The 26,161-nt window shown below is 66.5% G+C and carries 24 protein-coding genes; 8 read left to right on the forward strand and 16 right to left on the reverse strand.

Annotated features, from left to right (window positions below):
• Positions 1 to 74: 74 nt before the first annotated feature.
• Positions 75 to 1,820 (forward strand): proline--tRNA ligase, encoded by a 1,746-nt coding sequence (locus AC07O3_RS14945; protein WP_495339703.1) that lies wholly within the window; start codon positions 75 to 77, stop codon positions 1,818 to 1,820.
• Positions 1,817 to 2,497, forward strand: coding sequence for a lytic transglycosylase domain-containing protein (locus AC07O3_RS14950; RefSeq protein WP_495339704.1), 681 nt, complete (start codon positions 1,817 to 1,819; stop codon positions 2,495 to 2,497). Before AC07O3_RS14945 ends, AC07O3_RS14950 begins: the two co-directional genes overlap by 4 nt.
• A gap of 22 nt (positions 2,498 to 2,519) precedes the next feature.
• On the opposite strand, the gene paeA is transcribed toward AC07O3_RS14950, so the two are convergent.
• The 6 genes from paeA to hemA form a co-directional block, all read right to left on the reverse strand.
• Positions 2,520 to 3,830: a polyamine export protein PaeA gene (gene paeA, locus AC07O3_RS14955; RefSeq protein WP_258353232.1), complete on the reverse strand. Its 1,311-nt coding sequence runs from the start codon at positions 3,828 to 3,830 to the stop codon at positions 2,520 to 2,522.
• A gap of 55 nt (positions 3,831 to 3,885) precedes the next feature.
• Positions 3,886 to 4,407 carry a cupin domain-containing protein gene (locus AC07O3_RS14960; RefSeq protein ID WP_093077471.1) on the reverse strand — a complete coding sequence of 174 codons (522 nt, stop codon included), beginning with the start codon at positions 4,405 to 4,407 and terminating at the stop codon, positions 3,886 to 3,888.
• 16 nt (positions 4,408 to 4,423) lie between these two features.
• Positions 4,424 to 4,750, reverse strand: coding sequence for a Grx4 family monothiol glutaredoxin (gene grxD, locus AC07O3_RS14965; protein ID WP_093057456.1), 327 nt, complete (start codon positions 4,748 to 4,750; stop codon positions 4,424 to 4,426).
• Positions 4,751 to 4,780: 30 nt separating this feature from the next.
• Entirely contained in the window at positions 4,781 to 5,635 is an 855-nt protein-coding gene (gene prmC, locus AC07O3_RS14970; RefSeq protein ID WP_426393203.1) for a peptide chain release factor N(5)-glutamine methyltransferase, read from the reverse strand.
• Complete coding sequence (prfA, locus tag AC07O3_RS14975) at positions 5,635 to 6,723, reverse strand: peptide chain release factor 1 (protein ID WP_093057458.1); 1,089 nt, start codon at positions 6,721 to 6,723, stop codon at positions 5,635 to 5,637. The genes prmC and prfA overlap by 1 nt, the downstream gene beginning before the upstream one ends.
• 99 nt (positions 6,724 to 6,822) lie before the next feature.
• Positions 6,823 to 8,094 (reverse strand): glutamyl-tRNA reductase, encoded by a 1,272-nt coding sequence (hemA, locus tag AC07O3_RS14980; RefSeq protein WP_093057459.1) that lies wholly within the window; start codon positions 8,092 to 8,094, stop codon positions 6,823 to 6,825.
• 112 nt (positions 8,095 to 8,206) lie between these two features.
• Here hemA and AC07O3_RS14985 point away from each other — a divergent pair, with 112 nt between their 5' ends.
• Positions 8,207 to 8,485, forward strand: coding sequence for a hypothetical protein (locus AC07O3_RS14985; RefSeq protein WP_093077466.1), 279 nt, complete (start codon positions 8,207 to 8,209; stop codon positions 8,483 to 8,485).
• Positions 8,486 to 8,492: 7 nt separating this feature from the next.
• Here AC07O3_RS14985 and AC07O3_RS14990 read toward each other — a convergent pair whose 3' ends face one another.
• Genes AC07O3_RS14990 through AC07O3_RS15005 form a run of 4 tightly spaced genes read right to left on the reverse strand, consistent with a single transcriptional unit; the run spans position 8,493 to position 11,643 of the window.
• Complete coding sequence (locus tag AC07O3_RS14990; RefSeq protein ID WP_495339705.1) at positions 8,493 to 9,005, reverse strand: GNAT family N-acetyltransferase; 513 nt, start codon at positions 9,003 to 9,005, stop codon at positions 8,493 to 8,495.
• The gene (locus tag AC07O3_RS14995) at positions 9,005 to 9,799 is read right to left on the reverse strand and encodes an ABC transporter ATP-binding protein (protein ID WP_093178737.1); all 795 of its coding nucleotides are present in this window, start codon (positions 9,797 to 9,799) and stop codon (positions 9,005 to 9,007) included. Before AC07O3_RS14995 ends, AC07O3_RS14990 begins: the two co-directional genes overlap by 1 nt.
• On the reverse strand, positions 9,799 to 10,695 hold the full coding sequence (locus tag AC07O3_RS15000) for an ABC transporter permease (protein WP_495339706.1): 897 nt from the start codon (positions 10,693 to 10,695) through the stop codon (positions 9,799 to 9,801). The genes AC07O3_RS14995 and AC07O3_RS15000 overlap by 1 nt, the downstream gene beginning before the upstream one ends.
• A 21-nt stretch (positions 10,696 to 10,716) precedes the next feature.
• Entirely contained in the window at positions 10,717 to 11,643 is a 927-nt protein-coding gene (locus tag AC07O3_RS15005) for an ABC transporter substrate-binding protein (RefSeq protein WP_093057501.1), read from the reverse strand.
• Between the two features lie 264 nt (positions 11,644 to 11,907).
• Here AC07O3_RS15005 and AC07O3_RS15010 point away from each other — a divergent pair, with 264 nt between their 5' ends.
• On the forward strand, positions 11,908 to 12,378 hold the full coding sequence (locus AC07O3_RS15010; RefSeq protein WP_495339876.1) for an Lrp/AsnC family transcriptional regulator: 471 nt from the start codon (positions 11,908 to 11,910) through the stop codon (positions 12,376 to 12,378).
• Between the two features lie 13 nt (positions 12,379 to 12,391).
• Here the strand turns inward: AC07O3_RS15010 and AC07O3_RS15015 are convergent, their stop codons facing one another.
• The 6 genes from AC07O3_RS15015 to ugpB all read right to left on the reverse strand — a co-directional run bounded on the left by AC07O3_RS15015 (position 12,392) and on the right by ugpB (position 19,807).
• Positions 12,392 to 14,824 carry a DUF3772 domain-containing protein gene (locus AC07O3_RS15015; protein ID WP_495339707.1) on the reverse strand — a complete coding sequence of 811 codons (2,433 nt, stop codon included), beginning with the start codon at positions 14,822 to 14,824 and terminating at the stop codon, positions 12,392 to 12,394.
• A 77-nt stretch (positions 14,825 to 14,901) separates the two neighbouring features.
• Positions 14,902 to 15,648, reverse strand: coding sequence for a glycerophosphodiester phosphodiesterase (gene ugpQ / locus AC07O3_RS15020; RefSeq protein ID WP_093077459.1), 747 nt, complete (start codon positions 15,646 to 15,648; stop codon positions 14,902 to 14,904).
• A 3-nt stretch (positions 15,649 to 15,651) separates the two neighbouring features.
• Positions 15,652 to 16,659: a sn-glycerol-3-phosphate ABC transporter ATP-binding protein UgpC gene (gene ugpC / locus AC07O3_RS15025; RefSeq protein ID WP_093057466.1), complete on the reverse strand. Its 1,008-nt coding sequence runs from the start codon at positions 16,657 to 16,659 to the stop codon at positions 15,652 to 15,654.
• A gap of 3 nt (positions 16,660 to 16,662) precedes the next feature.
• Positions 16,663 to 17,514: a sn-glycerol-3-phosphate ABC transporter permease UgpE gene (ugpE, locus tag AC07O3_RS15030; RefSeq protein WP_093057467.1), complete on the reverse strand. Its 852-nt coding sequence runs from the start codon at positions 17,512 to 17,514 to the stop codon at positions 16,663 to 16,665.
• A 1-nt stretch (position 17,515) separates the two neighbouring features.
• Positions 17,516 to 18,397 carry a sn-glycerol-3-phosphate ABC transporter permease UgpA gene (gene ugpA / locus AC07O3_RS15035; protein ID WP_093057468.1) on the reverse strand — a complete coding sequence of 294 codons (882 nt, stop codon included), beginning with the start codon at positions 18,395 to 18,397 and terminating at the stop codon, positions 17,516 to 17,518.
• Between the two features lie 99 nt (positions 18,398 to 18,496).
• A complete protein-coding gene (ugpB, locus tag AC07O3_RS15040) occupies positions 18,497 to 19,807 on the reverse strand; it encodes a sn-glycerol-3-phosphate ABC transporter substrate-binding protein UgpB (protein WP_093057469.1) in 1,311 nt (436 codons plus the stop codon).
• Between the two features lie 236 nt (positions 19,808 to 20,043).
• On the opposite strand from ugpB, the gene serA reads away from it, so the two are divergent.
• From serA to AC07O3_RS15060, 4 genes are all read left to right on the forward strand, one after another.
• Positions 20,044 to 21,276 (forward strand): phosphoglycerate dehydrogenase, encoded by a 1,233-nt coding sequence (gene serA, locus AC07O3_RS15045; protein WP_354337676.1) that lies wholly within the window; start codon positions 20,044 to 20,046, stop codon positions 21,274 to 21,276.
• 147 nt (positions 21,277 to 21,423) lie between these two features.
• Positions 21,424 to 25,302, forward strand: coding sequence for a DUF3683 domain-containing protein (locus AC07O3_RS15050; RefSeq protein WP_495339708.1), 3,879 nt, complete (start codon positions 21,424 to 21,426; stop codon positions 25,300 to 25,302).
• Complete coding sequence (locus AC07O3_RS15055) at positions 25,299 to 25,739, forward strand: HIT family protein (protein ID WP_093077454.1); 441 nt, start codon at positions 25,299 to 25,301, stop codon at positions 25,737 to 25,739. Before AC07O3_RS15050 ends, AC07O3_RS15055 begins: the two co-directional genes overlap by 4 nt.
• Positions 25,739 to 26,152 (forward strand): gamma-butyrobetaine hydroxylase family protein, encoded by a 414-nt coding sequence (locus AC07O3_RS15060; protein WP_093057472.1) that lies wholly within the window; start codon positions 25,739 to 25,741, stop codon positions 26,150 to 26,152. Before AC07O3_RS15055 ends, AC07O3_RS15060 begins: the two co-directional genes overlap by 1 nt.
• Positions 26,153 to 26,161 lie beyond the last annotated feature (9 nt).

Below are 26,161 nucleotides of genomic sequence, written 5' to 3' on the forward strand. Positions count from 1 at the left end.
TCTCAGGGTCTCTCCGGGGGAGCAGTCCCCCACTTCCCATTTTCGAATCCAGCGAATCCATCACACCGATCCCGATGAAAGCTTCCCGATTTTTTGTCTCCACTCTCAAGGAAGCGCCTGCTGACGCAGAGGTCGCGAGCCACCGGCTCATGATGCGGGCCGGCATGATCAAGAAGCTCGGCACGGGCATCTACACCTACATGCCCATGGGGCTGCGCGTGATCCGCAAGGTCGAGGCCATCGTGCGCGAGGAGATGAACCGCGCTGGCGCCGTCGAGATGACGATGCCCGTGGTGCAGCCGGCCGAGTTCTGGCAGGAGACCGGCCGCTTCGAGAAGATGGGCCCTGAGCTGCTGCGCATCAAGGACCGGCATGACCGCGACTACGTGATCCAGCCGACCAGCGAAGAGGTCGTGACCGACATCGCGCGCCAGGAGATCCGCAGCTACAAGCAGCTGCCGAAGAATTTCTACCAGATCCAGACCAAGTTCCGCGACGAGCGCCGTCCGCGCTTCGGCCTGATGCGCGGGCGCGAATTCATCATGAAGGACGCCTACAGCTTCGACCGCGACCTCGACGCGGCCAAGGCCAGCTACCAGACCATGGCGCAGGCATACCGCAACATCTTCGACCGCTTCGGCCTGCGCTACCGCGCCGTGGCGGCCGACAGCGGCGCCATCGGCGGCGACCTGAGCGAAGAGTTCCAGGTGATCGCCGCGACCGGCGAAGACGCCATCGTCTACTGCCCCGACAGCGAATACGCCGCCAACATGGAAAAGGCCGAGGCGCTGGCCCCGGCCGGCCCGCGCCTCGCGGCCGCCAAGGCGCTCCAGAAGACTCCGACCCCCGGCAAGAGCACCTGCGCCGACGTGGCCGAGCTGCTCGGCGTGCCGCTCTCGACCACCATCAAGTCGCTGGTGCTGGCCACCGATATCGTCGATGAGGCCGGCAATCCGAAGGGCTCGCAGGTATGGTTGCTGCTGCTGCGCGGCGACCATGACATGAACGAGATCAAGGTCAGCAAGCTGCCCGGCCTGAACCAGGGCTTCCGCTTTGCGACCCTCGCCGAGATCGAGGACCACTTCGGCTGCAAGCCCGGCTACCTCGGTCCGCTGAACCTCAAGAAGCCCGTCAAGCTGGTGGCCGATCGCGAAGCTGCCGTCATGGCCGACTGGATCACCGGCGCCAACGAAGTCGACTTCCACATGACCGGCGTCAACTGGGGCCGCGACCTGCCCGAGCCCGACCTGATCGCCGACATCCGCAACGTGGTCGCGGGCGACGCCTCGCCCGACGGCAAGGGCGTGCTGGCCATCGAGCGCGGCATCGAAGTCGGCCACGTGTTCGTGCTGGGCACCAAGTACAGCAAGGACATGAACGCAACTTACCTCGACGAAGGCGGCAAGCCGCAGTTCCTCGAAATGGGCTGCTACGGCATCGGCATCACCCGCCTGCCGGCCGCCGCCATCGAACAGAACCACGACGAGCGCGGCATCATCTGGCCCGACGCGCTGGCTCCGTTCACGGTGGTGGTCTGCCCCATCGGCATGGACCGCAGCCCCGAGGTCAAGGTCGCGGCCGAAGCGCTCTACGAAGAGCTGCTTGCCAAGGGCGTCGACGTGCTGCTCGACGATCGCGGCGAGCGCCCCGGCGCGATGTTCGCCGACTGGGAGCTGATCGGTGTGCCGCACCGCGTGGTCATCTCGGATCGCGGTCTCAAGGAAGGCCAGCTCGAATACCAGGGCCGGCGCGACACCGCGGCCACCAAGGTGCCTGCGGCCGGCATCGCCGACTTCATCACCGGCAAGCTCGCCAAATGAGCCTCGAGGGCGGCCTCTCGCGACGCCAGTGCCTGGGCGGCGCCGTGACGGCGGGCGCCCTCGCAATGCTGTCGCTGCCGCAGACCGCCCTGGCCGGCGCGCAGATCGAGGAGCCGCTGATCGATTCGGTGCGCACCGCACTGAGCTCCGCCATCCACAACAAGGCGCCGCCGGTGCCCCAGTTCGCGAACACCGAAGCCCGCCTGGCCTACCTGCGCTGGCTCGGCGAGATGAGCGAACGCCTCAAGAAGAAGATCGCCGACGCGCCCTCGCGCATCGAATTCCTGCAGACCGCCTGGTACGAAGCCAAGCGCTCGGGGCTCGAGGTGAGCCTGGTGCTCGGGCTGGTGCAGGTCGAGAGCAATTTCCGCAAGTTCGCGGTGTCGAGCGCCGGCGCGCGCGGCTACATGCAGGTCATGCCGTTCTGGACGCGCGTGATCGGCGACAGCGATTCGGCCAAGCTCTTCCACATGCAGACCAATCTGCGCTTCGGCTGCGTGATCCTGCGCCACTACCTCGACCGCGAGAACGGTGACCTGTACATGACGCTGGGCCGCTACAACGGCAGCCGCGGCAAGTCGCCTTACCCGAACGCGGTGTTCGCCAACCAGCGGCTCTGGGTGTTCAACGACAAGGAACGCGAGAGGGAAAAGGACAAGGACCGGTCGGCAGCCTGAGTCTGCAAGCCAGCCAGTCCAGTCAGCTCGCCGGCGCCTTGGCGGTGCCCGAGCCCTTCGTGACCATCACCTGGTCGATGCGGTAGCTGTCCACGTCCATCACCTCGAAGGTGTAGCCGCCCCAGGTCACGTTGTCGGTGCGCTTGGGCACGCGACGCAGCATCACCATCAGGAAGCCCGCGAGCGTTTCGTATTCCTCGGCATGCGGCAGCTCGTCGATGTGCAGCGCGCGCTGCACGTCCTGAATGGGCGTGATGCCGTCGATGAGCCACGAGTTTTCGTCGCGCTGCACGATCTGCTCTTCGTCGGGCATCGACACCAGGTCGCCCATCACCGTGCTCATCACGTCGTTGAGGGTGATCACGCCCACCACCAGGCTGTATTCGTTGACGATGATCGCGAAGTCTTCGTGCGCTTGCTGGAACTGCTCGAGCACCTCGGTCAGCGACAGCCGGTCGGGAATGACCAGCGCCTTGTGCAGCGGCAGGCCCTGGTCGAAGGCCAGCGGCTGGCCGCTGAGCACACGCTGGAACATGTCCTTGGCGTCCACATAGCCCAGCACGTGGTCGATGTCGCCGTCGCACACCGGATACGCCGAGAAGGGCTCGGCCACGATGCGCGCGCGCAGCACCGACTCGGGGTCGTCATGCAGGAACCAGGCGATGCTGTCGCGTGCGGTCATCACGCTGCTCACAAGGCGTGTTTCCAGCTCGAACACGTTGGCGATCACCTGCTGCTCGCGCACAGCGAGCACGCCGGCCCGGGCGCCGGCCTCGGTCATCGCGAGGATGTCGGCCGAGGTGATCTTGTCGTCGCGCACCATCGGCATGCCGAGCAGCTTGAACAGCAGGTCGGTGCAGCGCGTGAAGAACCACACCAGCGGCTTGAAGGTGGTGATCAGCAGCTGCATCGGCCCGACCATGCGTACCGCCAACTGCTCTGGGTTGCTCATGCCCAGCCGCTTGGGGAACAGGTCGGCGAACACCAGGAACACCGCGATGATGATGATGAACGAGCACAGGAAGGCCGCGCTGGCCGAAGCCTCGACGCTGAGCCACTTCTCGAAGAAGACTGCGAAGTAAGGGCTGAGCGAGCCTTCGCCCACGACGCCGCCGAGGATCGCCACCGCGTTGAGCCCGATCTGCACCACGGTGAAGTAGTGGCCGGGCTGCTCCTGCACGCGCAGCACTTTCTCCGCGCGCGGGTCGCCTTCGTCGGCCATCTGGCGCAAACGCAGGCGGCGCGAGGCAGCCAAGGTGATTTCGGCAAGGGAGAAGAAGGCGCTCAGCGCGATCAGCAACGCGATGATGAGCAGGCTTTGGGTCAGGGTCATGGTGGCACGTCGAAGACGGCCACCATGGTGCCATGACTCGGCACCGGAAAAACGCTCAGACCCCGCCGTGGGGGTGAGTCGGGTCGACCCAGAGCACCGATTCAGGTTTTTCCACAGGCTCGATGTCGAGGTTCACCGCCACGGCCTCGCCGTCGCTGCGGCACAGCACGCATTCGAGCGTCTCGGTCGCGCTGGCGTTGATTTCCTGGTGCGGCACGAAGGGCGGCACGTAGATGAAGTCGCCCGGCCCGGCCTCGGCAGTGAACTCCAGCTTCTCGCCCCAACGCATGCGGGCCCGGCCGCGCACGACGTAGATCACCGATTCGAGGTGCCCGTGGTGATGGGCGCCGGTCTTGGCATCGGCATGGATGGTCACGGTGCCGGCCCAGAGCTTCTGCGCACCCACGCGGGCGAAGTTGATGGCGGCCGCCCGGTTCATGCCGGGCGTCTGCGCGGTGTTGACGTCGAGCTGGTTGGCTCCGATCACCCGCACGCCGTCGTGCTTCCAGGCCGGGGCGCCTTCGCCGTCATCGCCGTCATGCGAATGGCCGTGATCCGCGTCGTGATCGTGGCTCATGACCGGCTTCGTTGGTTCAGGCGGCAGCGCCGTTCACCACTTGCTGCAGCTCGCCCGATTCGTACATCTCCATCATGATGTCCGAGCCGCCGATGAACTCGCCCTTCACGTAGAGCTGAGGGATCGTGGGCCAGTTGCTGTATTCCTTGATGCCCTGGCGGATGCCGTCGTCTTCGAGCACGTTGACGGTCTTGAGCGTCTTCGTGTCGACGCCGACCGCCTTCAGGATCTGGATCGCGCGGCCAGAGAAGCCGCACATCGGAAAGCTTGCATTGCCCTTCATGAAGAGCACGAGGTCGTTGGTCTTGACGAGGTCGTCGATGCGTTGCTGGGCGTCGGACATGGGGACTCCTGAAAAAATAGGCTGGGGGGATTATTTCACCGTGCGCCAGATTCCGCCGGAGCAGCGCTGGATGCCGGCGAGGTCGTCGCGGCTTTGCACTTCGGCGAAACCGCGCGCGGCGAGCAGTTGGCGCACGGCGGCGGCCTGGTCATGGCCGTGTTCGAGCAGCAGCCAGCCGCCCTCCGCGAGGTGGGTGGGGGCGTTCTGCACGATCTGGCGGATGTCGTCGAGCCCGTCGGTGCCCGCGACCAGCGCGGAAGAAGGCTCATGGCGCAGCGCAGGCAGATGCGGGTCGCCAGCGGCGATGTACGGCGGATTGCTGGCGATGACCGTGTAGCCGTTGCCGGCGCCGTCGAGCCAATTCGCCTGGGTGAAGCGTACGGGTAGGCCGAGGCGCCGGGCGTTGGCCTGGGCGACCGTGAGCGCATCGGCGCTTGCATCGACCGCGTCGACCTGTGCATCGGGGCGGGCGTGTTGCAGGGCCAGCGCGATCGCGCCGCTGCCCGTGCCGAGGTCAAGCGCGCGCGGGGCGGCATGGCCTTCGAGGCACTGCAGGGCCCATTCGACCAGCGTTTCCGTGTCGGGGCGCGGCACCAGCACGCGGGCATCGACCTGCAGGTTGAGGCCATGGAATTCCTTCTCGCCCAGCAGGTAGGCCACCGGTTCGCCAGCGCGGCGCCGCGACAACTGCGCAGCCAGCGTGGACCACGCTGCATCGGGCATCGCATCGGTGTCGTGCGCCAGCAGCCAGGCCCGGTCGTGCGGCGCGCGACCCAGCGCGTGCAGCAGCAGCAGCTGGGCGTCGAGCCGGTCGATGCCCAGGGCGACAGCCGCGGTCAGCGCCTGCGCCACGGTCGACGGCAATGGGTTCTCGGTGGTGGTCATCACGCCGGCAGGCTTGATTCGAGCTCGGCCAGCTGCTCGGCCTCGCGTGCGGCGCGCAATGCGTCGAGCACGTCGCCGAGGTCGCCTTCCATGATGGCGAGCAGCTTGTAGAGCGTGAGGTTGATGCGGTGGTCGGTCAGGCGCCCCTGTGGAAAGTTGTAGGTGCGGATGCGGTCCGAGCGGTCGCCGCTGCCGATCAGCCCCTTGCGCATCGCCGCGTCCTTGGCGGCGCGTTCGCTGCGCTCCTTTTCCTGGATGCGCGCCGACAGCACCTGCAGCGCCTTGGCCTTGTTGCGGTGCTGGCTGCGGTCGTCCTGGCATTCGGCCACGATGCCGGTCGGGATGTGCGTGATGCGCACGGCCGAGTCGGTCTTGTTGATGTGCTGGCCGCCGGCGCCGCTAGCGCGGTAGGTGTCGATGCGCAGGTCGGCCGGGTTGATCTGCACGGCCACGGTCTCGTCGGGCTCGGCCAGCACGGCAACCGTGCAGGCGCTGGTGTGGATGCGGCCCTGCGTCTCGGTGGCGGGCACCCGCTGCACGCGATGGCCGCCCGATTCGAAGCGCAGGTGACCGAACACGTCGTCGCCGACGATGCGGATCACCACTTCCTTGTAGCCGCCGAGTTCGCTCTCGCTTTCGCTCACCACCTCGCAGCGCCAGCCGGCACGCTCGCAGTAGCGCGTGTACATGCGCAGCAGGTCGCCCGCGAACAGCGCCGATTCGTCGCCGCCCGTGCCCGCGCGGATTTCGAGGAAGGCATTGCGCGCGTCGTCGGGGTCCTTGGGCAGCAGCAGGCGCTGCAGTTCTTCTTCGAGTTGCACCAGCTCGGCCTCGGCGCCCGCGATTTCTTCCTTCGCCATCTCGGCCATGTCGGGGTCGTCGAGCATCTCCTTGGCTCCGGCGATGTCGGCCTCGCGCTGGCGGTAGCGCTCGTAGCGGCCGGCGATCTGCGTGACCTCGGCATGCTCGCGCGAGATGGTGCGGTACTGCGCCATGTCGCTCATGATGTCTTCGCGCGAGAGCAGGAAGTCGAGCTCGCCCAGGCGCTGGGCGTAGCGTTCGAGTTGATGGCGCAGAAAGGATTTCACGGGGGAAAGAGGCTCGAAAAAATGGGAGGGTGCTGCCGAGCGAGGGCAGGGCGCATGAAGAAGATCGCGGCCGGTCGGGCCAGGCGATGACGAGCGTCGCTAACGCTCTTTGCGCAGGAACAGGCGCGAGATCGTCTGAGCCGTCTGCTCGCGCGAGGCGGCATCGCCCGCGTGCAGCTCGGCCATGGCGCCGTGCATCATCTTCTGCGTGAGCCCGCGCGACATGGCTTCGAGCACCGCATCGACCGATTCGCCCTTGGCCAGCAGCTTGCGCGCACGGGCCATTTCGGCGGCGCGCCACTCGTCGGCCTGCGCGTTGAGCTGCTGGATCAGCGGCACGGTGCCGCGCTGGCCCAGCCAGTGCATGAAGCTCTGCACGCCGGCGTCGATGATCACTTCGGCCTGTGCCACCGCGGCCTGGCGGTTGGCCTGGCCCTGTTGCACGACTTGGGCGAGGTCGTCGACGGTGTAGAGATAAATATCCTCGAGCGCCTTCACTTCGGGCTCGATGTCGCGCGGCACGGCCAGGTCGACCATGAACATCGGGCGGTGCTTGCGTGCCTTGAGCGCCCGCTCGACGGCGCCCAGGCCGATGATCGGCAGCGTGCTCGCGGTGCAGCTCACCACGATGTCGAACTCGGCGAGCCGCGAGGGAAGGTCGGCCAGCCGCATCGCCTCGCCGCCGAAGCGCGAGGCCAGCTTCTCGCCGCGTTCGAGCGTGCGGTTGGCAATGGCGATCGACTTGGGCTCCTTGGCCGCGAAATGCGTGGCCGCAAGGTCGATCATTTCGCCCGCGCCGACGAACAGCACGCGCGTTTGATGCAAATCTTCGAAGAGCTGCCCGGCCAGCCGGACCGCCGCGGCGGCCATGCTGATGGAGTGCGCGCCGATCTCGGTGGCGGTGCGGACCTCTTTCGCGACGGCAAAGGAGCGCTGGAACAGCTGGTTCAGCGTGCTGCCGAGCGCGCCGGCCGTCTCGGCCGCGCGCACGGCGTCTTTCATCTGGCCGAGGATCTGCGCTTCGCCGAGCACCATCGAATCGAGCCCGCTGGCCACGCGGAAGGCATGGCGCGCGGCTTCGTCGTCGTGCAGGGTGTAGGCGTGCGAGCGCAGCAGGGCAGGGGCTACGCCGCCGCTGGCTGCCAGCCAGCCGAAGGTGTGGTCGAGCGCGATGTGTTCCGAGGCGCAATAGATCTCGGTGCGGTTGCAGGTGGAGATGATCGCGGCCTCGACCTGGGGGTGGCGGCCGGAGGCAAAGGAACTGCGCAGGCTCTGCAGCGTGGGGGCTATCTGGTCGAGCGCGAACGCGAAACGACCGCGCAGATCGAGCGGCGCGGTCGTGTGGTTCAAGCCGAGAGCCCAGACTGACATGGCCGTGATTATAAAATCAGCAGCCGCACGAGGCTTGCGGAAGGACAAATGGCTTTCCCTATGACAGCCATAACCTTCCGCGCATGTTCCGGCACGTGTGCAACCCCTCCCGATGGACCTGCTGGCCCTCTTGAATCACCTGCTTAATTTTGTAGCACCCGCGGCCTTCCTGGCCCTGGTGCTGGCCTTTGCCGGGCGGTTCCTGGGCGGCAACCGCGCCGGCGTCCCGCGCTGGTGGGTGCAGTGGGCGCTGACCTTTGCGGCCGGCGTGGGGGTATCGGTTGCCGGCCTCGCGGTGTTCGGGCGTGACGGAGCGATGGTGACCTACGCCGCGCTCGTGGTGGTTTGCGGCACTGTCCAGTGGCTGGCGATGCGCGGCTGGCGCCGCTGAAAACCAGTCAGCCGAGCCGGCGGATCATGTAGACCGACTCGCCGGGGTAGGTGGCGAGCCGGGCCTGCTGCCCGGTGCCGGCGGGCTGCGTGGCAGCATAGCCCTGGCGCAGCCAGAAACCCACCGAGGATTGCACCGACACCAGCGTCGAATGCCGCCAGCCGGCCTGTGCCGCGTGAGCCCAGGCATGGCGTACCAGCAAGGGCCCCAGCCCCAGGCCCGAGGCGTCCGGGTGCACAGCCAGGTCGTGCAGGTATAGCGAATCGGGCTGTTCGGCCACTTCGAACTCCCCGTGCAGCGGAGTGAGCTTGCCGACTACCGATGGATACCCGGCCAGATAGGCCCGCACACCGCCTTCATGCTCGGCCACCCAGCCCGTATGCGGCGCGGCAGCGAGCCGCCGGGCGATCAGTGTGCCGTCCTCCACGAACCCCGCGCCATAGCAGGCGAGCTGGATCGCGAGCACGGCGTCGAGGTCGCCGGCGCGCATGCCGCGCACGAAGGGGGCGTCCGACACCATCAGGCCAGCAGCAGCTTGTCGTCGTCCAGCTTCTCGCCGCGGGTCTGCTCGAACATGCGCAGCAGGTCGGGCACGTCGAGCCCCGAGCGCTCCGGCCCGGCCACGTCGAGGATCACCTGGCCCTCGTGCAGCATCACCGTGCGCGAACCGTAGTCCAGCGCCTGGCGCATGCTGTGCGTCACCATCATCGCGGTGAGCTGGCTGCCTTCGACGATCCTGGCGGTCAGCTCCAGCACGAAGGCGGCGGTCTTCGGGTCCAGCGCAGCCGTGTGCTCGTCCAGCAGCAGGATGCGCGAGGGCTTGAGCGAGGCCATCAGCAGGCTCACCGCCTGCCGCTGCCCGCCCGAGAGCAGGCCGATGCGGTCGGCCAGCCGGTTCTCCAGCCCCAGCTTCAGGATCGACAGCTTCTCGCGGAACAGCTCGCGCAGGTTGCGGTTGAGCGCAAAGCCGAAGGCCCGGCGCTCGCCGCGTTTCCAGGCGAGCGCCATGTTCTCCTCGATGGTCAGCGCCTCGCAGGTGCCGGCCATCGGGTCCTGGAACACGCGGGCCACCATGCCCGAGCGCTGCCAGGCGTTCAAGCGGGTCACGTTCTTGCCGTCGATCTCGATGCTGCCTTTGTCGACGATCAGGTCGCCGCTCACCGCATTCAGAAAGGTCGACTTGCCTGCGCCGTTCGAGCCGATCACGGTGACGAACTGGCCGGTCGGAATTTCCAGGCTGAGCCCGCGCAGCACGCGGTTCTCGATCGGCGTGCCCGGGTTGAAGGTCATCTCGAGTTGTTGGGCGCGCAGCATCAGTTCTTCCCCTTGAAAAGCCCGCCCAGCTTGCGCTTGTAGGCTGGCACCAGAAGCGCGAACGCCACCAGCACGGCAGTCACCAGGTTCAGGTCTTGCGCCTGCAGGCCCATGAAGTCGGTGTTCAGCGCCATCGCGATGAAAAAGCGATACAGCAGCGCACCCAGCACGCACGCCAGGGTGGTGACGACCATGCTGCGCGCGGGCAGCAGCGTCTCGCCGATGATCACCGCGGCCAGGCCGATGACGATCGTGCCCACGCCCATCGAGATGTCGGCCGTGCCCTGGCTCTGGGCGAACAGCGCGCCGGCCAGCGCCACCAGCGCGTTCGACAGCGCCAGGCCTGCCATGGTGTGGAAGTCGGTCGAGATGCCCTGGGCCCGTGCCATGCGCGCGTTGCCGCCGGTGGCGCGCATCGCCAGGCCGGCTTCAGAAGCGAAGAACATGTCGACCAGGATCTTCGCGACGATCACGATCAGCAGCAACAACAGCGGCTTGGCCCACTGCTCAGGCATGCCGCCGAAGTCGACCATGCTGAACACAGTTGGCTCGGTGATGAGCGCCACGTTGGGCTTGCCCATCACGCGCAGGTTGATGGAGTACAGCGCGATCATCACCAGGATGCTCGCGAGCAACTGCATGATCTTCAGCTTGACGTTGAGCCAGGCCGTGACCCAGCCCGAGACGGCGCCGGCCACGCAGGCCACGGCGGTGGCGGCCACCGGGTTCCAGCCCGCGACGATCAGCGTCGCGGCCACGGCGGCGCCCAGCGGAAAGCTGCCGTCCACCGTGAGGTCGGGAAAATTGATGATGCGAAACGACATGAAGACGCCCAGCGCGACCAGTCCGAATATCAGACCGATCTCGATGGCGCCCAGCGAAGCGATGAGCGACATGAGAGAAAAAGACTCGGGTGCTTACTTCGTGCTCACGACCTTGGCGGTCTTCAGCAGCGATTCGGACAGCGTCACGCCCTGCAGCTTGGCTGCGCCGGGGTTCACCACCAGCTCGAAGTTGGTGCTGGTCTGCGAGGCGATCGTGCCGGGCTTCTCGCCCTTGAGGATGCGCACCACGATCTTGCCGGTCTGGCGGCCGATGTCGCTGTAGTTCAGGCCCAGGGCAGCAACGGCGCCGCGCTCGACGGTGGCCGTGTCGGCTGCCACCACCGGCAACTTGGCCTGCTGCGCCACCTTCACGATGCCTTCGAAGGCCGAGACCACGTTGTTGTCGGTGGGCGTGTAGATCACGTCGGCCTTGCCGACCAGGCTCTGGGCCGCGGTAGGCACGTCCACGGTGCGGGCGGCGGCGGCTTCGACCACGGTCATGCCGGCGTCGGCGGCGGCCTTCTTCAAAGAGGCGACGATGGCCACCGAGTTGGCTTCGCCGGGGCTGTAGATCACGCCGATGCGCTTGGCGTTCGGCACCACCTGCTTGATGAGGCCGACGTGCTTTTCGAGCGGCGACAGGTCCGACACGCCCGTCACATTGGTGCCCGAGGGCTCCCAGTTTTTCACCAGCTTGGCGGCCACCGGGTCGGTGATTGCCGAATACACCACCGGAATCGTCTTGGTGGCGGCCACCACGGCCTGCGCCGACGGCGTGGCGATGGCGACGATCGCATCGGGCGCATCGCCCACGTATTTGCGGGCGATCTGGGCTGCGGTGCCCACGTTGCCCTGCGCGCTCTGGTAAGTGAACTTGAGGTTCTTGCCTTCTTCGTAGCCGGCCGCCTTCAGCTCGGCCTTCACGCCGTCGCGCACGGCGTCCAGCGCCGGGTGCTCGACGATGGCGGTCACGGCCACCGACTTGGTGTCGGCCGCGAACGAAGGCGCGGCGGCCAGCATGCCGAGGGCCAGGGCCACTGCGCTGAAGGGTGTGCGAAGCAAAGCGTTTTTCACGGGAAAGGGTCTCCGGGTGGGGGTGTGGATGCGTCTGAAGCCGCCGGCGGGCGCCGGTGGCGAGGAATTCAGCGGCCCTGGATCGCGGCATGCGTCCCGGGCGCCTCGGAGTCTAGATCGTACTTTGCACAATTAAGGTGCATGAACGGCTCGGGCTTACCCCGCTTTGCGCCATAAAATTGCATGAATTTGGTGCATTGGGAGAAGAAATTGCATGAGATCGAACTCGACCGGATCGACCGGAGGATTCTTGAGCACCTGCAGGTGCATGGCCGTGCATCCAACCTCGAACTGGCCGAGGTGGCCAATCTCTCGCCGGCGCAGTGCCTGCGGCGCCACCGGCGGCTGGAAGAGCTGGGGCTCATCAACGGCTACGCGGCGCGGCTGAATGCGCGCCACATCGGGCTGGGCGTGATCGCCTTCATCCACGTGACCATGGCGCGCGGCCATGTCGACGAGCTGCCCAAGTTCCAGGACCTGATCGCCGACCTGAAGCAGATCCTGGAGTGCTACTCGGTGACGGGCGACTTCGACTACGTGCTCAAGGTCGTCGCGCAAGACTTGGAGGCGCTCTCGCAGTTCCTGATGCACACGCTGATGCACATGCCCGGCGTGTCGGCGGTGCGTTCGAGCGTGTGCCTCAACGAGATCAAGTTCACTACGGCGCTGCCGCTGGAGTGACTGCTACAGCGCCTCAGCCCGGCATGCCCGGAATCGGCGAGGCGGGCGACGAAGGCACGGAGGGCGTCGCGAGCGCTTCCGGCGCGGTAGCCGTCATCACCATCGTCGGCACAGCCAGCGGCAGCGAGGCCTTCTTCAGTTCGTCGAGGATTACGAACAGCAGGTCGCTGCGCACGCCGCCCGCGAGCCGGGGGCTCGCCACATAGGCGATCGCCTGGAAGATCAGCAGCCCGTTCTCGATGCCCTCGAGCGTGAGCGACGGCGCCGGGGTTTCCAGCACGCCTTCGTGCGCCTTGCAGGCCGCGAGGATCAGGTCGCGCACGCGCTGCGCGTCGGTGGTCAACGGCATCGGCAGGCGGATCAGCACGCGTCCCTCGGCGTTGGCCAGCGTCATGTTGCGCACGGTCTTGGTGATGAACTCCGAGTTCGGCACGATCAGCGTCGAGCGGTCGCCCAGCTGGATCTCGGTGGCGCGCACGTTGATGCGCCGCACGTCGCCCTCGGCCGTGCCCAGCACCACCCAGTCGCCAACCTTCACCGGCTGCTCGGCCAGCAGGATCAGCCCCGAGATGAAGTTCTGCACGATCGCCTGCAGGCCGAAGCCGATACCCACCGACAGCGCGCTCGCCACCCACGCGATGCGCTCGATGCCGATGCCCAGTGCGGAAAGCGCAAACGCCACCACCAGGATGCCGCCCACGTAACCCAGCAGCGTGGTGATGGAGCTTTGCATGCCCGGCTCGAACTTCGTGTTCGGCAGGTAGGCTCTTTCGAGCCAGCGCTTGAAGATTCGCAGCACCACGAAGCCCACCACCGCCACCGCGATCGCGCTCAGGATCGCTCCCGGCACCAGCTGGAACTCGCCCACCTTCACGCCGGTGCCGAACTTGCCGCTGCGCTGGAACACCTCGCCCGGCCCCGTGCCCAGCGGCGCGGCCAGCGCTATCAACATGTAGAAGAACAGCGCCACCCGGCTCAGCGCCGACAGCACCGTGGCGACCTGGTCCAGCGTCTGCGGCGCGAGGTTGAAGCTCTTCTGCAGCCGCTGGCCGAAGGCGGCGCGCGACGACACCGTGGCCATGAACACGTCGTCCGCGAACTTGAACAGCACGTAGAAGGCGGCAGCCACGATGCCGCTCCAGGTGAGCTGCGAGGCCAAAAAGCTCGCCAGCGCCACGTAGCCGACAGCCACCAGCACCCAGATCGCGATCATCAGCGCGCCGATCAGCGCCACCAGCAGGCCGACCCACATCGGCCGCTCGGGCAGGCCGGCCTCGGCCGCATCGGCGCGCAGCGGCTTCACGACATAGAGCACCGTGGCGACCAGCGCCGTCAGCACCAGCGCCGTGAGCACGTGCGTGGCCACTACGGCCGCGAAGCTCGCGTCGATCAGCGCGTTGACCTCCGCCGGGGTCCACGCCAGCGCGGCCACCAGCGCCACCAGCCAGGGCAGGGCGGCGAGCCGCGTGGCCATGGCGTCGGGAATCGGCGGCAGGCGCCACGAGGGCCGGCGCGTGGCCAGCAGCCCGCGGCCCAGCCCGATCACGAAGGCCATGAACACCAGCGCCTGGGCCGTCGAATTAAGTACCTTGCGCGCCTGCGGCTCCCAGGTGGCGAATTCTTTCAGCACCTCGACGAAGCCGTGCGCGGCCACGGCCACGAGCAGCACATGGCTCGCGACGATGCCGATCACCAGCACCGAACGCCGCAGCCGCCCCGCCGGCAGGACGCGCGCGGCCAGCCGGGCGAGCAGGACTTCGGCCGCCCAGTTGCCGAACACCGCGAGCAGCAGCGCCCCGATCAGGGCCGCGATCACCTGCAGGCGCGTTTCGGGTTGGGTCGCGGCCACCAGGCCGTCGTTCACCGAGGACACCATCGCCTTCAGCCGTGCCTGGTCGTCGGGCCAGGCCTCGCGCAGGTCGTTCCAGAACTCGGCGGTCAGCGGCGAGGCCGCGCGCTCGGTGAGCTGCGCCTCGAACAGCGCCCGGCGCTGCGTGACCAGCTCGGTGCCGCGCTGCCGTACGTCGACCGACAACAGGCGCGCAAGGCGGATGTCGGCGTCGAGTGCGTTGCGCTCCTTGGTCAGGCGCGCGCGCTGGCGGGTGATGTCGGGGTCTTCGGTGGCGCCCGCGGCGGGCGGGCTGCCGAGTTCGCCGAGCCGGGCGTTCAGATCGGCAAGCTCGCCGGTGCGCGCGGTGACGAACTTGTCGGCCTGGGTGCCGATGTCGTTGATCTGTGCGAGCAGCTTGCGCGCGTCCTCGTCGGTCTCGGCGGCGGTGCTGAGCTTGGTGAACTGCTCGCGCAGTTCGGCCACTGTGGGGGCGGGGGCTGCTGCGGCCGCGGCAGCACTGTTGGCGTTGCCGCCGAGGTCTGGCTGCGCCGAGGCGACGCCGCACATGCACAGGGCTGCGAAGCAGAAGCTCGCGAAGCGTAGGGTCCAACTCATGGCCGCATCATAGAAGCCGCCATTTCGTAAGGGCCGGTAAGAAGTAAGTGCGTAGGTGCGGCCTCAGCCGCGCAGCTTCAGCCGGCGGGGCTGAACAGGTCCACCCTGTCGGTGATGATGCCGTCGGTGCCCAGGTCGATCAGCCGCTGCGCCGCCCACTCGTCGTTCACCGTGTAGCTCAGTGCGCGCAGGCCTGCGCCGTGCACTTGTGCCACCACCGCCGCGTCCCACAGCGCGTGGTTGCAGACGATGGCCACGCAGTCCAGCTGCTGCGCGGCCTCGAGCCAGCCGTTCCACAGCGTGTCGAGCAGCAGGCCGCGCGGCAGCTCGGGCTGCACCGCCTGCGCGCCTTTGAGCGATTCGACCTGGAAGGACGTGAGCAGCGGTGGCACGGCCGCGCCCTGCCACAGGCGGGCGGCCTCGCGCGCCACCACTTCACCGGTTTCGCGCTCGACGCCGGGCGTCGGCTTGATCTCGATGTTGAGCAGGTGCCCGTTGGCCAGGCAGAAGCGTGCGATGTTCTCCAGCGTGGGCAGCGGCTCGCCCGCGTAGGCGCGCGAGTGCCAGCCGCCCGCGTCGAGCTGCGCCAGCGCGCTCCAGGGCTGCGCGCCGCCGATGCCGTGGCCGCTGGTAGTGCGGCCGAGCGTGGCGTCGTGCATGAGGAAGACCACGCCGTCGGCGCTGAGCTTGGCGTCGCACTCGAACATGCGGTAGCCGTGCGAGGCGCCGAGCTTGAAGGCCGCAAGCGTGTTTTCGGGTGCCAGCTTGCCGGCGCCGCGATGCGCGACCCAGCGGGGATACGGCCAGGGTGTCGACAAGGCCATCGTTCAGTCTGCGCGCTTGCCCGAACCGGCGTCGAACCAGTGCAGCTTGTCTTCGCGCGCCGCGATCTTCACGGTGTCGCCCGCGACCGGCGGATGGTCGCCTTCGTCGGTGCGCATGATGATCTGCTCGTCGCCGATGCGGCCGTACACCAGGCGCTCGGCGCCCAGCAGTTCGACCTGCTCGACCTGCACCGTCCAGCCGCTTTCGTCGAGCTTCAGGTGCTCGGGGCGAATGCCCAGGATCTGGCCCGGGCGCACGCCCGGCGCGTGCCGCAGCAGGTTCATCGGAGGAGAGCCGATGAAGCTCGCCACGAAGGTGGTGGCGGGGCGCGAGTACACCTCTTCGGGCGTGGCGAACTGGTCCATCACGCCGCCGTTCATCACGATGATGCGTTGCGCCAGCGTCATGGCCTCGACCTGGTCGTGCGTGACGAACAGCGAAGTGATGCCGAGCTCGCGGTGCAGCTTCTGGATTTCAAGGCGCGTCTGCGCGCGCAGCTTGGCGTCGAGGTTCGACAGCGGCTCGTCGAACAGGAACACCTGTGGCTGGCGCACGATGGCGCGGCCCATGGCCACGCGCTGGCGCTGGCCGCCGGAGAGTTCGCGCGGCTTGCGTTCCAGCAGGTGGCCGAGCTCGAGGATCTTCGCGGCCTTGTCGACGCGCACCTTGATCTCGTCGACCGGCACCTTGGCGATCTTCAGGCCATAGGCCATGTTTGCGAACACGCTCATGTGCGGGTACAGCGCGTAGTTCTGGAACACCATGGCGATGTCGCGCTCGGAGGGTTCGAGCTGGTTCACCACCTTGTTGCCGATGGCGATCTCGCCGGCCGAGACTTCCTCCAGGCCCGCCACCATGCGCAGCAGCGTGGACTTGCCGCAGCCCGAGGGGCCGACGATGACGATGAATTCATGGTCGGCGATCTCGGCGCTCACGCCGTGGATGACCTGGTTGGCTTTCGGCCCGTGGCCGTAGCGCTTGATGACGTTGCGTAGGGAGAGAGCAGCCATAACTTATTTTTCAGTGTCCACGAGGCCCTTGACGAACCACTTTTGCATCAGCACCACCACCAGCGCGGGCGGCAGCATGGCTAGGATGGCGGTGGCCATCACGACGTTCCATTCGTTCTGGCCATCGCCGCCGGCAATCAGCCGCTTGATGCCGACGACGATGGGGTACATGTCTTCGTTGGTGACCGCCAGCAGCGGCCAGAGGTACTGGTTCCAGCCGTAGATGAACTGGATCACGAACAGCGCGGCGATCGAAGTCTTCGACAGCGGCAGCAGCACATCGAAGAAGAAGCGCATCGGACCGGCGCCATCCATGCGCGAGGCCTCGGTGAGCTCCTCGGGCACCGTCAGGAAGAACTGGCGGAACAGGAAGGTGGCCGTGGCCGACGCGATCAGCGGCACCGTGAGGCCCGCGTACGAGTTCAGCAGGCTCAGGTCCGACAGCACCTTGTAGGTGGGCAGGATGCGCACTTCCACCGGCAGCATCAGCGTCACGAAGATGGCCCAGAAGCAGATCTTCTTGAACGGAAAGCGGAAGTAGACGATGGCGAAGGCCGACAGCAGCGAGATCGAGATCTTGCCGATGGCAATGACCATGGCCGTCACCAGGCTCACCCACATCATGTGCGCAACAGGCGCGTTCGATCCGGCGCTGGTGGCGCGGCCGAAGAGCGCGGCCTTGTAGCTGTCCAGCATGTGGCTGCCGGGCAGCAGCGGCATGGGCCGCTGCACGATCTCCTGCGCGGTGTGGGTGGACGCCACGAACGCAAGGTAGATGGGGAAGGCGACGATGATGACTCCCAGGATCATCACCACGTGGGCCAGGATGCCCTGGGTGCTTCGTTTTTCAACCATGTCAGTACTGCACCTTCTTTTCGACGTAGCGGAACTGCACGATGGTCAGCGCGATGACGATCACCATCAGCACCACCGACTGTGCGGCCGAGCCGCCAAGGTCCAGTGCCTTGAAGCCGTCGTGATAGACCTTGTAGACGAGGATTTCGGTGTCCTTGCCGGGGCCGCCCTCGGTGGCAGCGTGGACGATGGCGAAGGTGTCGAAGAAGGCGTAGACCACGTTCATCACCAGCAGGAAGAACGTGGTGGGCGACAGCAGCGGGAACTGCACGGTCCAGAACCGGCGCCACGGGCGCGCGCCATCGATGGCTGCGGCCTCGATCAGCGATTTCGGAATGGACTGCAGGCCGGCCAGGAAGAACAGGAAGTTGTAGGAAATCTGCTTCCACACAGCCGCCATCACGATCAGCGTCATTGCGTGCCGCGAATTGAGCAGATGGTTCCAGTCGATGCCGATCTTGCCGAGTGCATAGGCCACCACGCCCAGCGACGGCGAGAACATGAAGACCCACAGCACGGCCGCCACGGCGGGTGCCACCGCGTACGGCAGGATCAGCATGGTCTTGTAGAACATGCCGCCGCGAACGATGCGGTCGGCGAACACGGCGAGCGCCAGCGACAGGCTGATCCCGATGCCGGCCACCAGCACCGAGAAAACGGCGGTGGTCTTGAACGACTCGGCGTAGGCCGGGTCGTGGAACAGCTCCTTGAAGTTCTGCAGCCCGACGAACTCGACCGATGTGCCGAACGCATCCTGCTGCTGCAGCGATTGCAGGATGGCCTGCCCCGCCGGCCAGAAGAAAAACACGAGGATCACCGCCATCTGGGGTGCCAGCAGCAGCCAGGGCAGCCAGCCCGAGCGAAAGAAGACGCGTTTTTCCATGAACCCTCTACGTAAAAAATCCCGCCGCGCCCACTCTTGTAGAAGAGTGAGCGGGGGCGGGCGATATTAGCCGGACACGAGGGGCCCGGTCGTCAATCGTCAGCTCTTGTTTGCCTTCTGGAAGCGTTCCAGCTGCTCGTTGCCGCGGGTCACGATGGCGTCGAGGGCTTCCTTGGCCGTCTTCTTGCCGTTCCAGACTTGTTCGAGCTCTTCGTCTTCGATGGCGCGGATCTGCACGTAGTTACCCAGGCGGATGCCGCGGCTCTTGTCGGTGACCTTGCGGATCATCTGCGTCACGGCCACGTCGGTGCCGGGGTTCTGCTTGTAGAAGCCCGACTCTTCGGTGAGCTTGTACGAAGCGGTGGTCACGGGCAGGTAGCCCGTGCGCTTGTGGCTGGCGGACTGCACTTCAGGCGTCGAGATGAAGCTGAAGAACTTGGCCACGCCCTTGTATTCGGCCGGCTTCTTGCCCGACATGACCCACAGGCTGGCGCCGCCGATCACGGTGTTCTGCGGTGCGCCCGGCACGTCCGGGTAGTAGGGCAGGGGCGCCAGGCCGTAGGCGAACTTGGCGTTCTTTGCCACGTTGCCGTAGAAGCCCGAAGAGGTGTTGATCATGGCGCACTCGCCCGATACGAACGAGGCCTCGGGCACGTTGCCGCGGCCCTTGTAGATGAACAGGCCCTGCTTGGCCATGCTGGCCAGGTTCTCGATGTGGCGCTGGTGCAGCGGCGAGTTCACCTTAAGGCGCGCGTCCAGGCCCTGCAGGCCGTTGGCCTTGCTGGCGAATTCCACGTTGTGCCAGGCCGAGAAGCTCTCCACCTGCGTCCAGTTCTGCCAGGCCGTGGTGAACGGGCACTTGTGGCCGCTGGCCTTGAGCTTGGCGGCGGCGGCAACCACCTCGGGCCAGGTCGACGGCGCCTTGTCGGTGGGCAGGCCGGCAGCCTTGAAGGCGTCCTTGTTGAAATAGAAGATGGTGGTCGAGCTGTTGAACGGGAAGCTCAGCATCTGGCCATTGGGGGCGGTGTAGTAGCCGGCCACGGCAGGGATGTAGGCGGCCGGGTCGAACTTCTCGCCCGCGTCCTTCATGACCTGGCCGACCGGCACGATGGCGCCCTTGCTGGCCATCATGGTGGCGGTGCCCACTTCGAACACCTGCAGGATGTGCGGTGCGTTGCCGGCGCGGAAGGCCGCGATGGAAGCCGTCATCGATTCGTCGTACGTGCCCTTGAAGGTCGGGATGACCTTGTATTCCTTCTGGCTCTCGTTGAACTGCTTGGCCAGATCGTTGACCCACTCGTTGTTGACGGCGGTCATGGAATGCCACCACTGGATCTCGGTCTGGGCCTGTGCCACGTTGAACAGCGTGGCGGCCAACGCCGATGCCAGCGCAAGCGTCTTGAATCGCATGAAGACTCCTGAAGGGAAAAATGGAAAGCGCGGATGCTAGGGCATGTGCATGACACAGCCGCGTCACATTGGCGCATGGAGCGCGGGTTGCTTCCAATCGGGGAAACCCCTTTGGCCCTGTTTGCATCAGGCCCGGCGCGGGCTGCGGCCCTGCTTGCTGCGCCGCACCATGCTAGCATCGCCCTCCCTTTTTTGGCCTAGCCTGTCGCCACGGCCGGGACTTCTGCGAGAGCGCCATGAGCAGCAAAACCTCCCTCGACAAAAGCAGGATCAAGTTCCTCTTGCTCGAAGGCATTCACCCCTCGGCCGTGGAGGTGCTGCGCGCCGCCGGCTACACCAACATCGAGTCGCTGCCGGGCGCGCTGCCCGACGCCGAGCTCAAGGCGAAGATCGCCGACGTGCATTTCCTGGGTATCCGCTCGCGCACCCAGCTGACGGCCGAGGTGTTCGCCGCCGCCCACAAGCTGGTGGCCGCCGGGTGCTTTTGCATCGGCACCAACCAGGTCGACCTCGAAGCTGCCCGCGAGCACGGCGTGGCGGTGTTCAATGCCCCGTATTCCAACACCCGCTCGGTGGCCGAACTGGTGCTGGCCGAAGCCATCCTGCTGCTGCGCGGCGTGCCCGAGAAGAGTGCGGTGGCGCACCGCGGCGGCTGGCTCAAGTCGGCCGACAACGCGTTTGAAATCCGCGGCAAGACGCTGGGCATCGTGGGCTACGGCTCCATCGGCGCGCAACTGTCGGTGCTGGCCGAGGCGCTGGGCATGCACGTGGCCTTCTTCGACGTGGTCACCAAGCTGCCGCTGGGCAATGCGCGCCAGGTGCGCGAGCTGCACCAGTTGCTGGCCCAGAGCGACATCGTGACGCTGCACGTGCCCGAGACGCAGGCCACGCAATGGATGATCGGCGCGGCCGAGATCGCGGCCATGAAGCCCGGCGCCATCCTGATCAATGCCTCGCGCGGCACGGTGGTCGAGATCGACTCGCTGGCCGAGGCCCTGAAGGCGAAAAAGCTGCTGGGCGCCGCCATCGACGTGTTCCCGGTGGAGCCGCGCAGCAACAAGGACGAGTTCCAGTCGCCGCTGCGGGGCCTCGACAACGTGATCCTCACGCCGCACATCGGCGGCTCGACGATGGAGGCGCAGGCCAACATCGGGCTGGAAGTGGCGGAAAAGCTGGTCAAGTACAGCGACAACGGCACTTCGACGTCTTCCGTCAACTTCCCTGAAGTGGCGCTGCCTGCGCACCCTGGCAAGCACCGGCTGCTGCACGTCCACCGGAACGTGCCTGGGGTGCTGTCCGAGATCAACAAGATCTTTTCGGACAACCAGATCAACATCTCCTCGCAGTTCCTGCAGACGAACGAGAAGATCGGCTATGTGGTGATGGACATCGACGCGGCATCCTCGGACCTGGCGCTGGAGAAACTGGCGAAGGTGGGCGGGACGATTCGCAGCCGCGTGCTGTTCTGAGTTTCCTTGAGAAGGGGCGGGGAGCCCTCCGGGAGCCATGCTTAGCACAAGGCCGTAGCAACCGTCACGAGGCAAGTCCCCAGGCGCTGCCCTAAAATCCCCAGCCCGGCTATGGGCGCGCAGCGCCCGGCCGAGGCGCCCCACCCGATGAATGCTCCGACTGCGTTGAACACGCTGTTGGCACAGGCCGCAGAGCCTGTCCGACTGCGCGAGATCCCGTACAACTACACCAGCTTCTCCGATCGCGAGATCGTGATTCGCCTGCTGGGCGAACGCGGCTGGGAACTGCTCCAGACCTTGCGCGCCGAGCGCCGCACCGGCCGATCGGCCCGCATGCTCTATGAAGTGCTCGGCGACATCTGGGTGGTGCAGCGCAATCCGTACCTCGTCGACGACCTGCTCGACAATCCGCGCCGCCGCGGCCAGCTGGTCGATGCTCTCAGGCACCGCCTGACCGAGGTGCAAAAGCGCCGCACCCCCGACAGCGACCTGCCGCGCGACCAGCTCGTGGGCGAACTCACCGGCCTCGTGGGCGAGGCGGTAGCCGCCTTCGACACCAAGTTCCGCGACGTTGCCGCCCTGCGCCGCAAGGCCACGCGCGTGCTGGGCCGGCTCACGGCCAAGGACAACATCAAGTTCGACGGGCTGTCGCGCGTGTCGCACGTCACCGACGCCACCGACTGGCGCGTGGAATACCCCTTCGTCGTGCTGTGCCCCGACACCGAGGTCGAGATGGCGCTGCTGGTGAAAGGCTGCATCGAGCTGGGCCTGACCATCATTCCGCGCGGAGGCGGCACCGGCTACACCGGCGGCGCCATCCCACTGACCTGGAACAGCGTCGTCATCAACACCGAGAAGCTCGAGGCGATGACCGAGGTCGAGCACGTCTCGCTGCCCGGCCTGGCCGACCCCGTGCCCACCATCTGGACCGAAGCCGGAGTGGTAACCCAGCGCGTGGCCGATGCGGCCGAGCGCTCGGGCTTCGTGTTCGCGGTCGATCCGACGTCGGCCGAGGCTTCGTGCGTCGGCGGCAACGTCGCCATGAACGCCGGCGGCAAGAAGGCCGTGCTCTGGGGCACGGCGCTCGACAACCTCGCCTCGTGGCGCATGGTCACGCCGCAGGCCGAATGGCTCGAAGTCACGCGCATCGGCCACAACCTCGGCAAGATCCACGACGCCGAGAGCGCCGTGTTCGAGCTGCAGTACTACGCGGCCGACGGCAAGACCAAGCTGCGCACCGAGCGCCTCGACATCCCTGGCCGCACCTTCCGCAAGGAAGGCCTGGGCAAGGACGTGACCGACAAGTTCCTCTCGGGCCTGCCGGGCATCCAGAAGGAAGGCTGCGATGGCCTCATCACCAGCTGCCGCTGGGTGGTGCACAAGATGCCCTCGCACACGCGCACCGTGTGCCTCGAATTCTTCGGCAATGCCAAGGACGCAGTGCCCAGCATCGTCGAGATCAAGGACTTCATGTTCGCCGAGCAGAAGCGCTCTGGCGTGCTGCTGGCCGGCCTCGAACACCTGGACGACCGCTACCTCAAGGCGGTGGGCTACGCCACCAAGTCGAAGAAGCACGGCGGCCTGCCGAAGATGGTGCTGTTTGGCGACATCGCCGGCGACGACGCCGATGCGGTGGCCCGTGTCACCTCCGAGGTGGTGCGGATCGCCAACTCGCGCAGCGGCGAAGGCTTCATCGCCATCAGCCCCGAGGCGCGCAAGAAGTTCTGGCTCGACCGCAAGCGCACGGCCGCCATCAGCAAGCACACCAACGCCTTCAAGATCAACGAAGACGTGGTGATTCCGCTGCCGCGCATGGCCGAGTACAGCGACGGCATCGAGCGCATCAACATCGAGCTGTCGCTGCAGAACAAGCTCGCGCTCACCGACGAGCTCGAAGCCTTTCTCATGCGCGGCAACCTGCCGCTGGGCAAGACCGACGATGCGCACGAGATTCCGGCGGCCGAGCTGCTCGAAGACCGCGTGGCACAGGCCGTGGCGCTGGTGCAGGAAGTGCGTACGCTCTGGGCTGGCTGGCTGCAGAACGTCGATGCGCTGTTCCCGCAACTGCAGGACCACAGCCTGCGTGCGAGCTGGAAGACGCAGCTGCGCCAGCCGCTGCAGGAGATTTTCTCGGGCGCCGAGTTCGCGCCGATCCTGGCCGAGTGCACGGCCATCCACAAGCGAGTGCTCAAGGGCCGCGTGTGGGTCGCGCTGCACATGCACGCGGGCGACGGCAATGTGCACACCAACATCCCCGTCAACAGCGACAACTACGACATGCTGCAGACCGCGCATGCCGCGGTGGTGCGCATCATGGCGCTGGCGCGCAGCCTCGACGGCGTGATCTCGGGCGAGCACGGCATCGGCATCACCAAGCTCGAATTCCTGAGCGACGAAGAGCTGCGCCCGTTCACCGAATACAAGGCCAAGGTCGACCCCGAAGGCCGCTTCAACAAGGGCAAGCTGCTGCGCGCGCCTGCCGGCGAGGCGCAGACGCTGCACGCCGACCTGACCAACGCCTACACGCCGAGCTTCGGCCTCATGGGCCATGAGTCGCTGATCATGCAGCAGAGCGACATCGGCGCCATTGCCGACAGCGTGAAGGACTGCCTGCGCTGCGGCAAGTGCAAGCCTGTGTGCGCCACGCACGTGCCGCGTGCCAACCTGCTGTACAGCCCGCGCAACAAGATCCTCGCGACCTCGCTGCTGGTGGAGGCCTTCCTCTACGAAGAGCAGACGAGGCGCGGCATCAGCATCAAGCACTGGGAAGAGTTCGAGGACGTGGCCGACCACTGCACCGTGTGCCACAAGTGCCTCACGCCGTGCCCCGTGAAGATCGACTTCGGCGACGTGTCGATGAACATGCGCAACCTGCTGCGCAAGATGGGCCAGAAGAGCTTCCGTCCTGGCAACGCTGCTGCGATGTTCTTCCTGAACGCCACCAATCCGCAGACCATCAAGGCGGTGCGCGCGGGCATGGTGGGCATCGGCTTCAAGGCGCAGCGCATGGCCAACGACCTGCTGCGCGGCCTCGCGAAGAAACAGACGGCGGCACCGCCAGCCACGCTCGGCCCGGCGCCGATCAAGGAGCAGGTGATCCACTTCATCAACAAGAAGATGCCGGGCAACCTGCCGAAGAAAACGGCGCGTGCACTGCTCGACATCGAGGATGCCGACTACGTGCCGATCATCCGCAACCCGAAGGCGACCACCTCCGAGACAGAGGCCGTCTTCTACTTTCCGGGCTGCGGTTCGGAGCGCTTGTTCTCTCAGGTCGGCCTCGCCACGCAGGCGATGCTCTGGCATGCGGGCGTGCAAACCGTGCTGCCGCCGGGTTACCTGTGCTGCGGCTATCCGCAACGCGGCAGCGGCCAGTTCGACAAAGCCGAGAAGATGATCACGGACAACCGCGTGCTCTTCCACCGTGTGGCCAACACGCTCAACTATCTCGACATCAAGACGGTGGTGGTGAGCTGCGGTACCTGCTACGACCAGCTGCAGGGCTACCAGTTCGACAAGATCTTCCCGGGCTGCCGGATCATCGACATCCACGAGTACCTGCTCGAAAAGGGCATCACGCTTGCCGATGCGGGCGGTGGCGGCTACCTGTACCACGATCCCTGCCATTCGCCGATGAAGCTGCAGGACCCGATGAAGACCGTGAAGGCGCTGGTCGGCGACAACGTGCTCAAGAACGACCGCTGCTGCGGCGAATCGGGCACGCTGGGCGTGTCGCGGCCCGACATCTCGACGCAGATCCGCTTCCGCAAGGAAGAAGAGCTGAAGAAGGGTGAAGCCGCGCTGCGCGACTCCGGCAAGGTCGGCGCACAGGACAACGTGAAGATCCTCACCAGTTGCCCGAGCTGCCTGCAAGGCCTCTCGCGCTACGGCAACGACCTGAACAACGGCCTGCTCGAAGCCGACTACATCGTGGTCGAGATGGCCAACAAGATCCTCGGTGCCGACTGGATGCCGACCTATGTTGCCGCAGCCAATCAGGGCGGGATCGAGCGGGTGCTGGTGTGACGAGGGTACAGGGCTGCGTGCTGTGCGAGGGGCCGGGTGGCCGCCTCGTGTTCGAGGGCGCGAAGCTGCGCGTCATCCATGCGGAAGAGGCCGGCTTTCCGGCTTTCTATCGCGTGGTGTGGCGTGACCATGCGGCGGAGTTTTCCGACCTTGATGCCGCAAATCGCACGCTGTGCATGGAAGCAGTGGCGGTCGTCGAGCAGTGCCTGCGCGAGCACCTGAAGCCAACGAAAATCAATCTCGCCGCGCTTGGCAACATGGTGGCGCATCTGCACTGGCACGTGATCGCGCGCTTCGCAGACGACAGCCATTTCCCGGGCTCGGTGTGGGCGCCGGTGCAGCGCGAACGCAATGCGGCGCAGGAAGCGGATATCGCCGCGCGCCTGCCAGCCCTCGAGGCTGCGATGATCGAACGCTTGGGCAACAGGAGTTTCTGATGGCAGGCTTGAAACCGGGCGCACCGACGCCGCAATCGATCACCGTGCACGGCCAGTCGCGCGTGCTCGAAGTGGGCTTCTCCGATGGCGCGACCTTTCGAATCCCTTTCGAGCTGATGCGCATCTACTCGCCGTCGGCCGAGGTGCAGGGCCACGGCCCGGGCCAGGAAATCCTGCAGACGGGCAAGCGCGAGGTCGAACTCGTCGACCTCGAAGCGGTCGGCAACTACGCCGTGCAGCCGACCTTCAGCGACGGCCACAACACGGGCATCTACTCGTGGGACCTGCTCTACGAACTGGGCGAGAAGCAGGCCGAGCTGTGGGCCACCTACGAGCGCCGCCTGCTCGAGGCTGGCGTCGACCGCGACACGCCGATGATCGACAAGAGCGGCCACGCCTGCGGCAGCCATTGAGCGCGCGAA

The organism is Variovorax sp. GW821-FHT09D05, assembly GCF_059416325.1.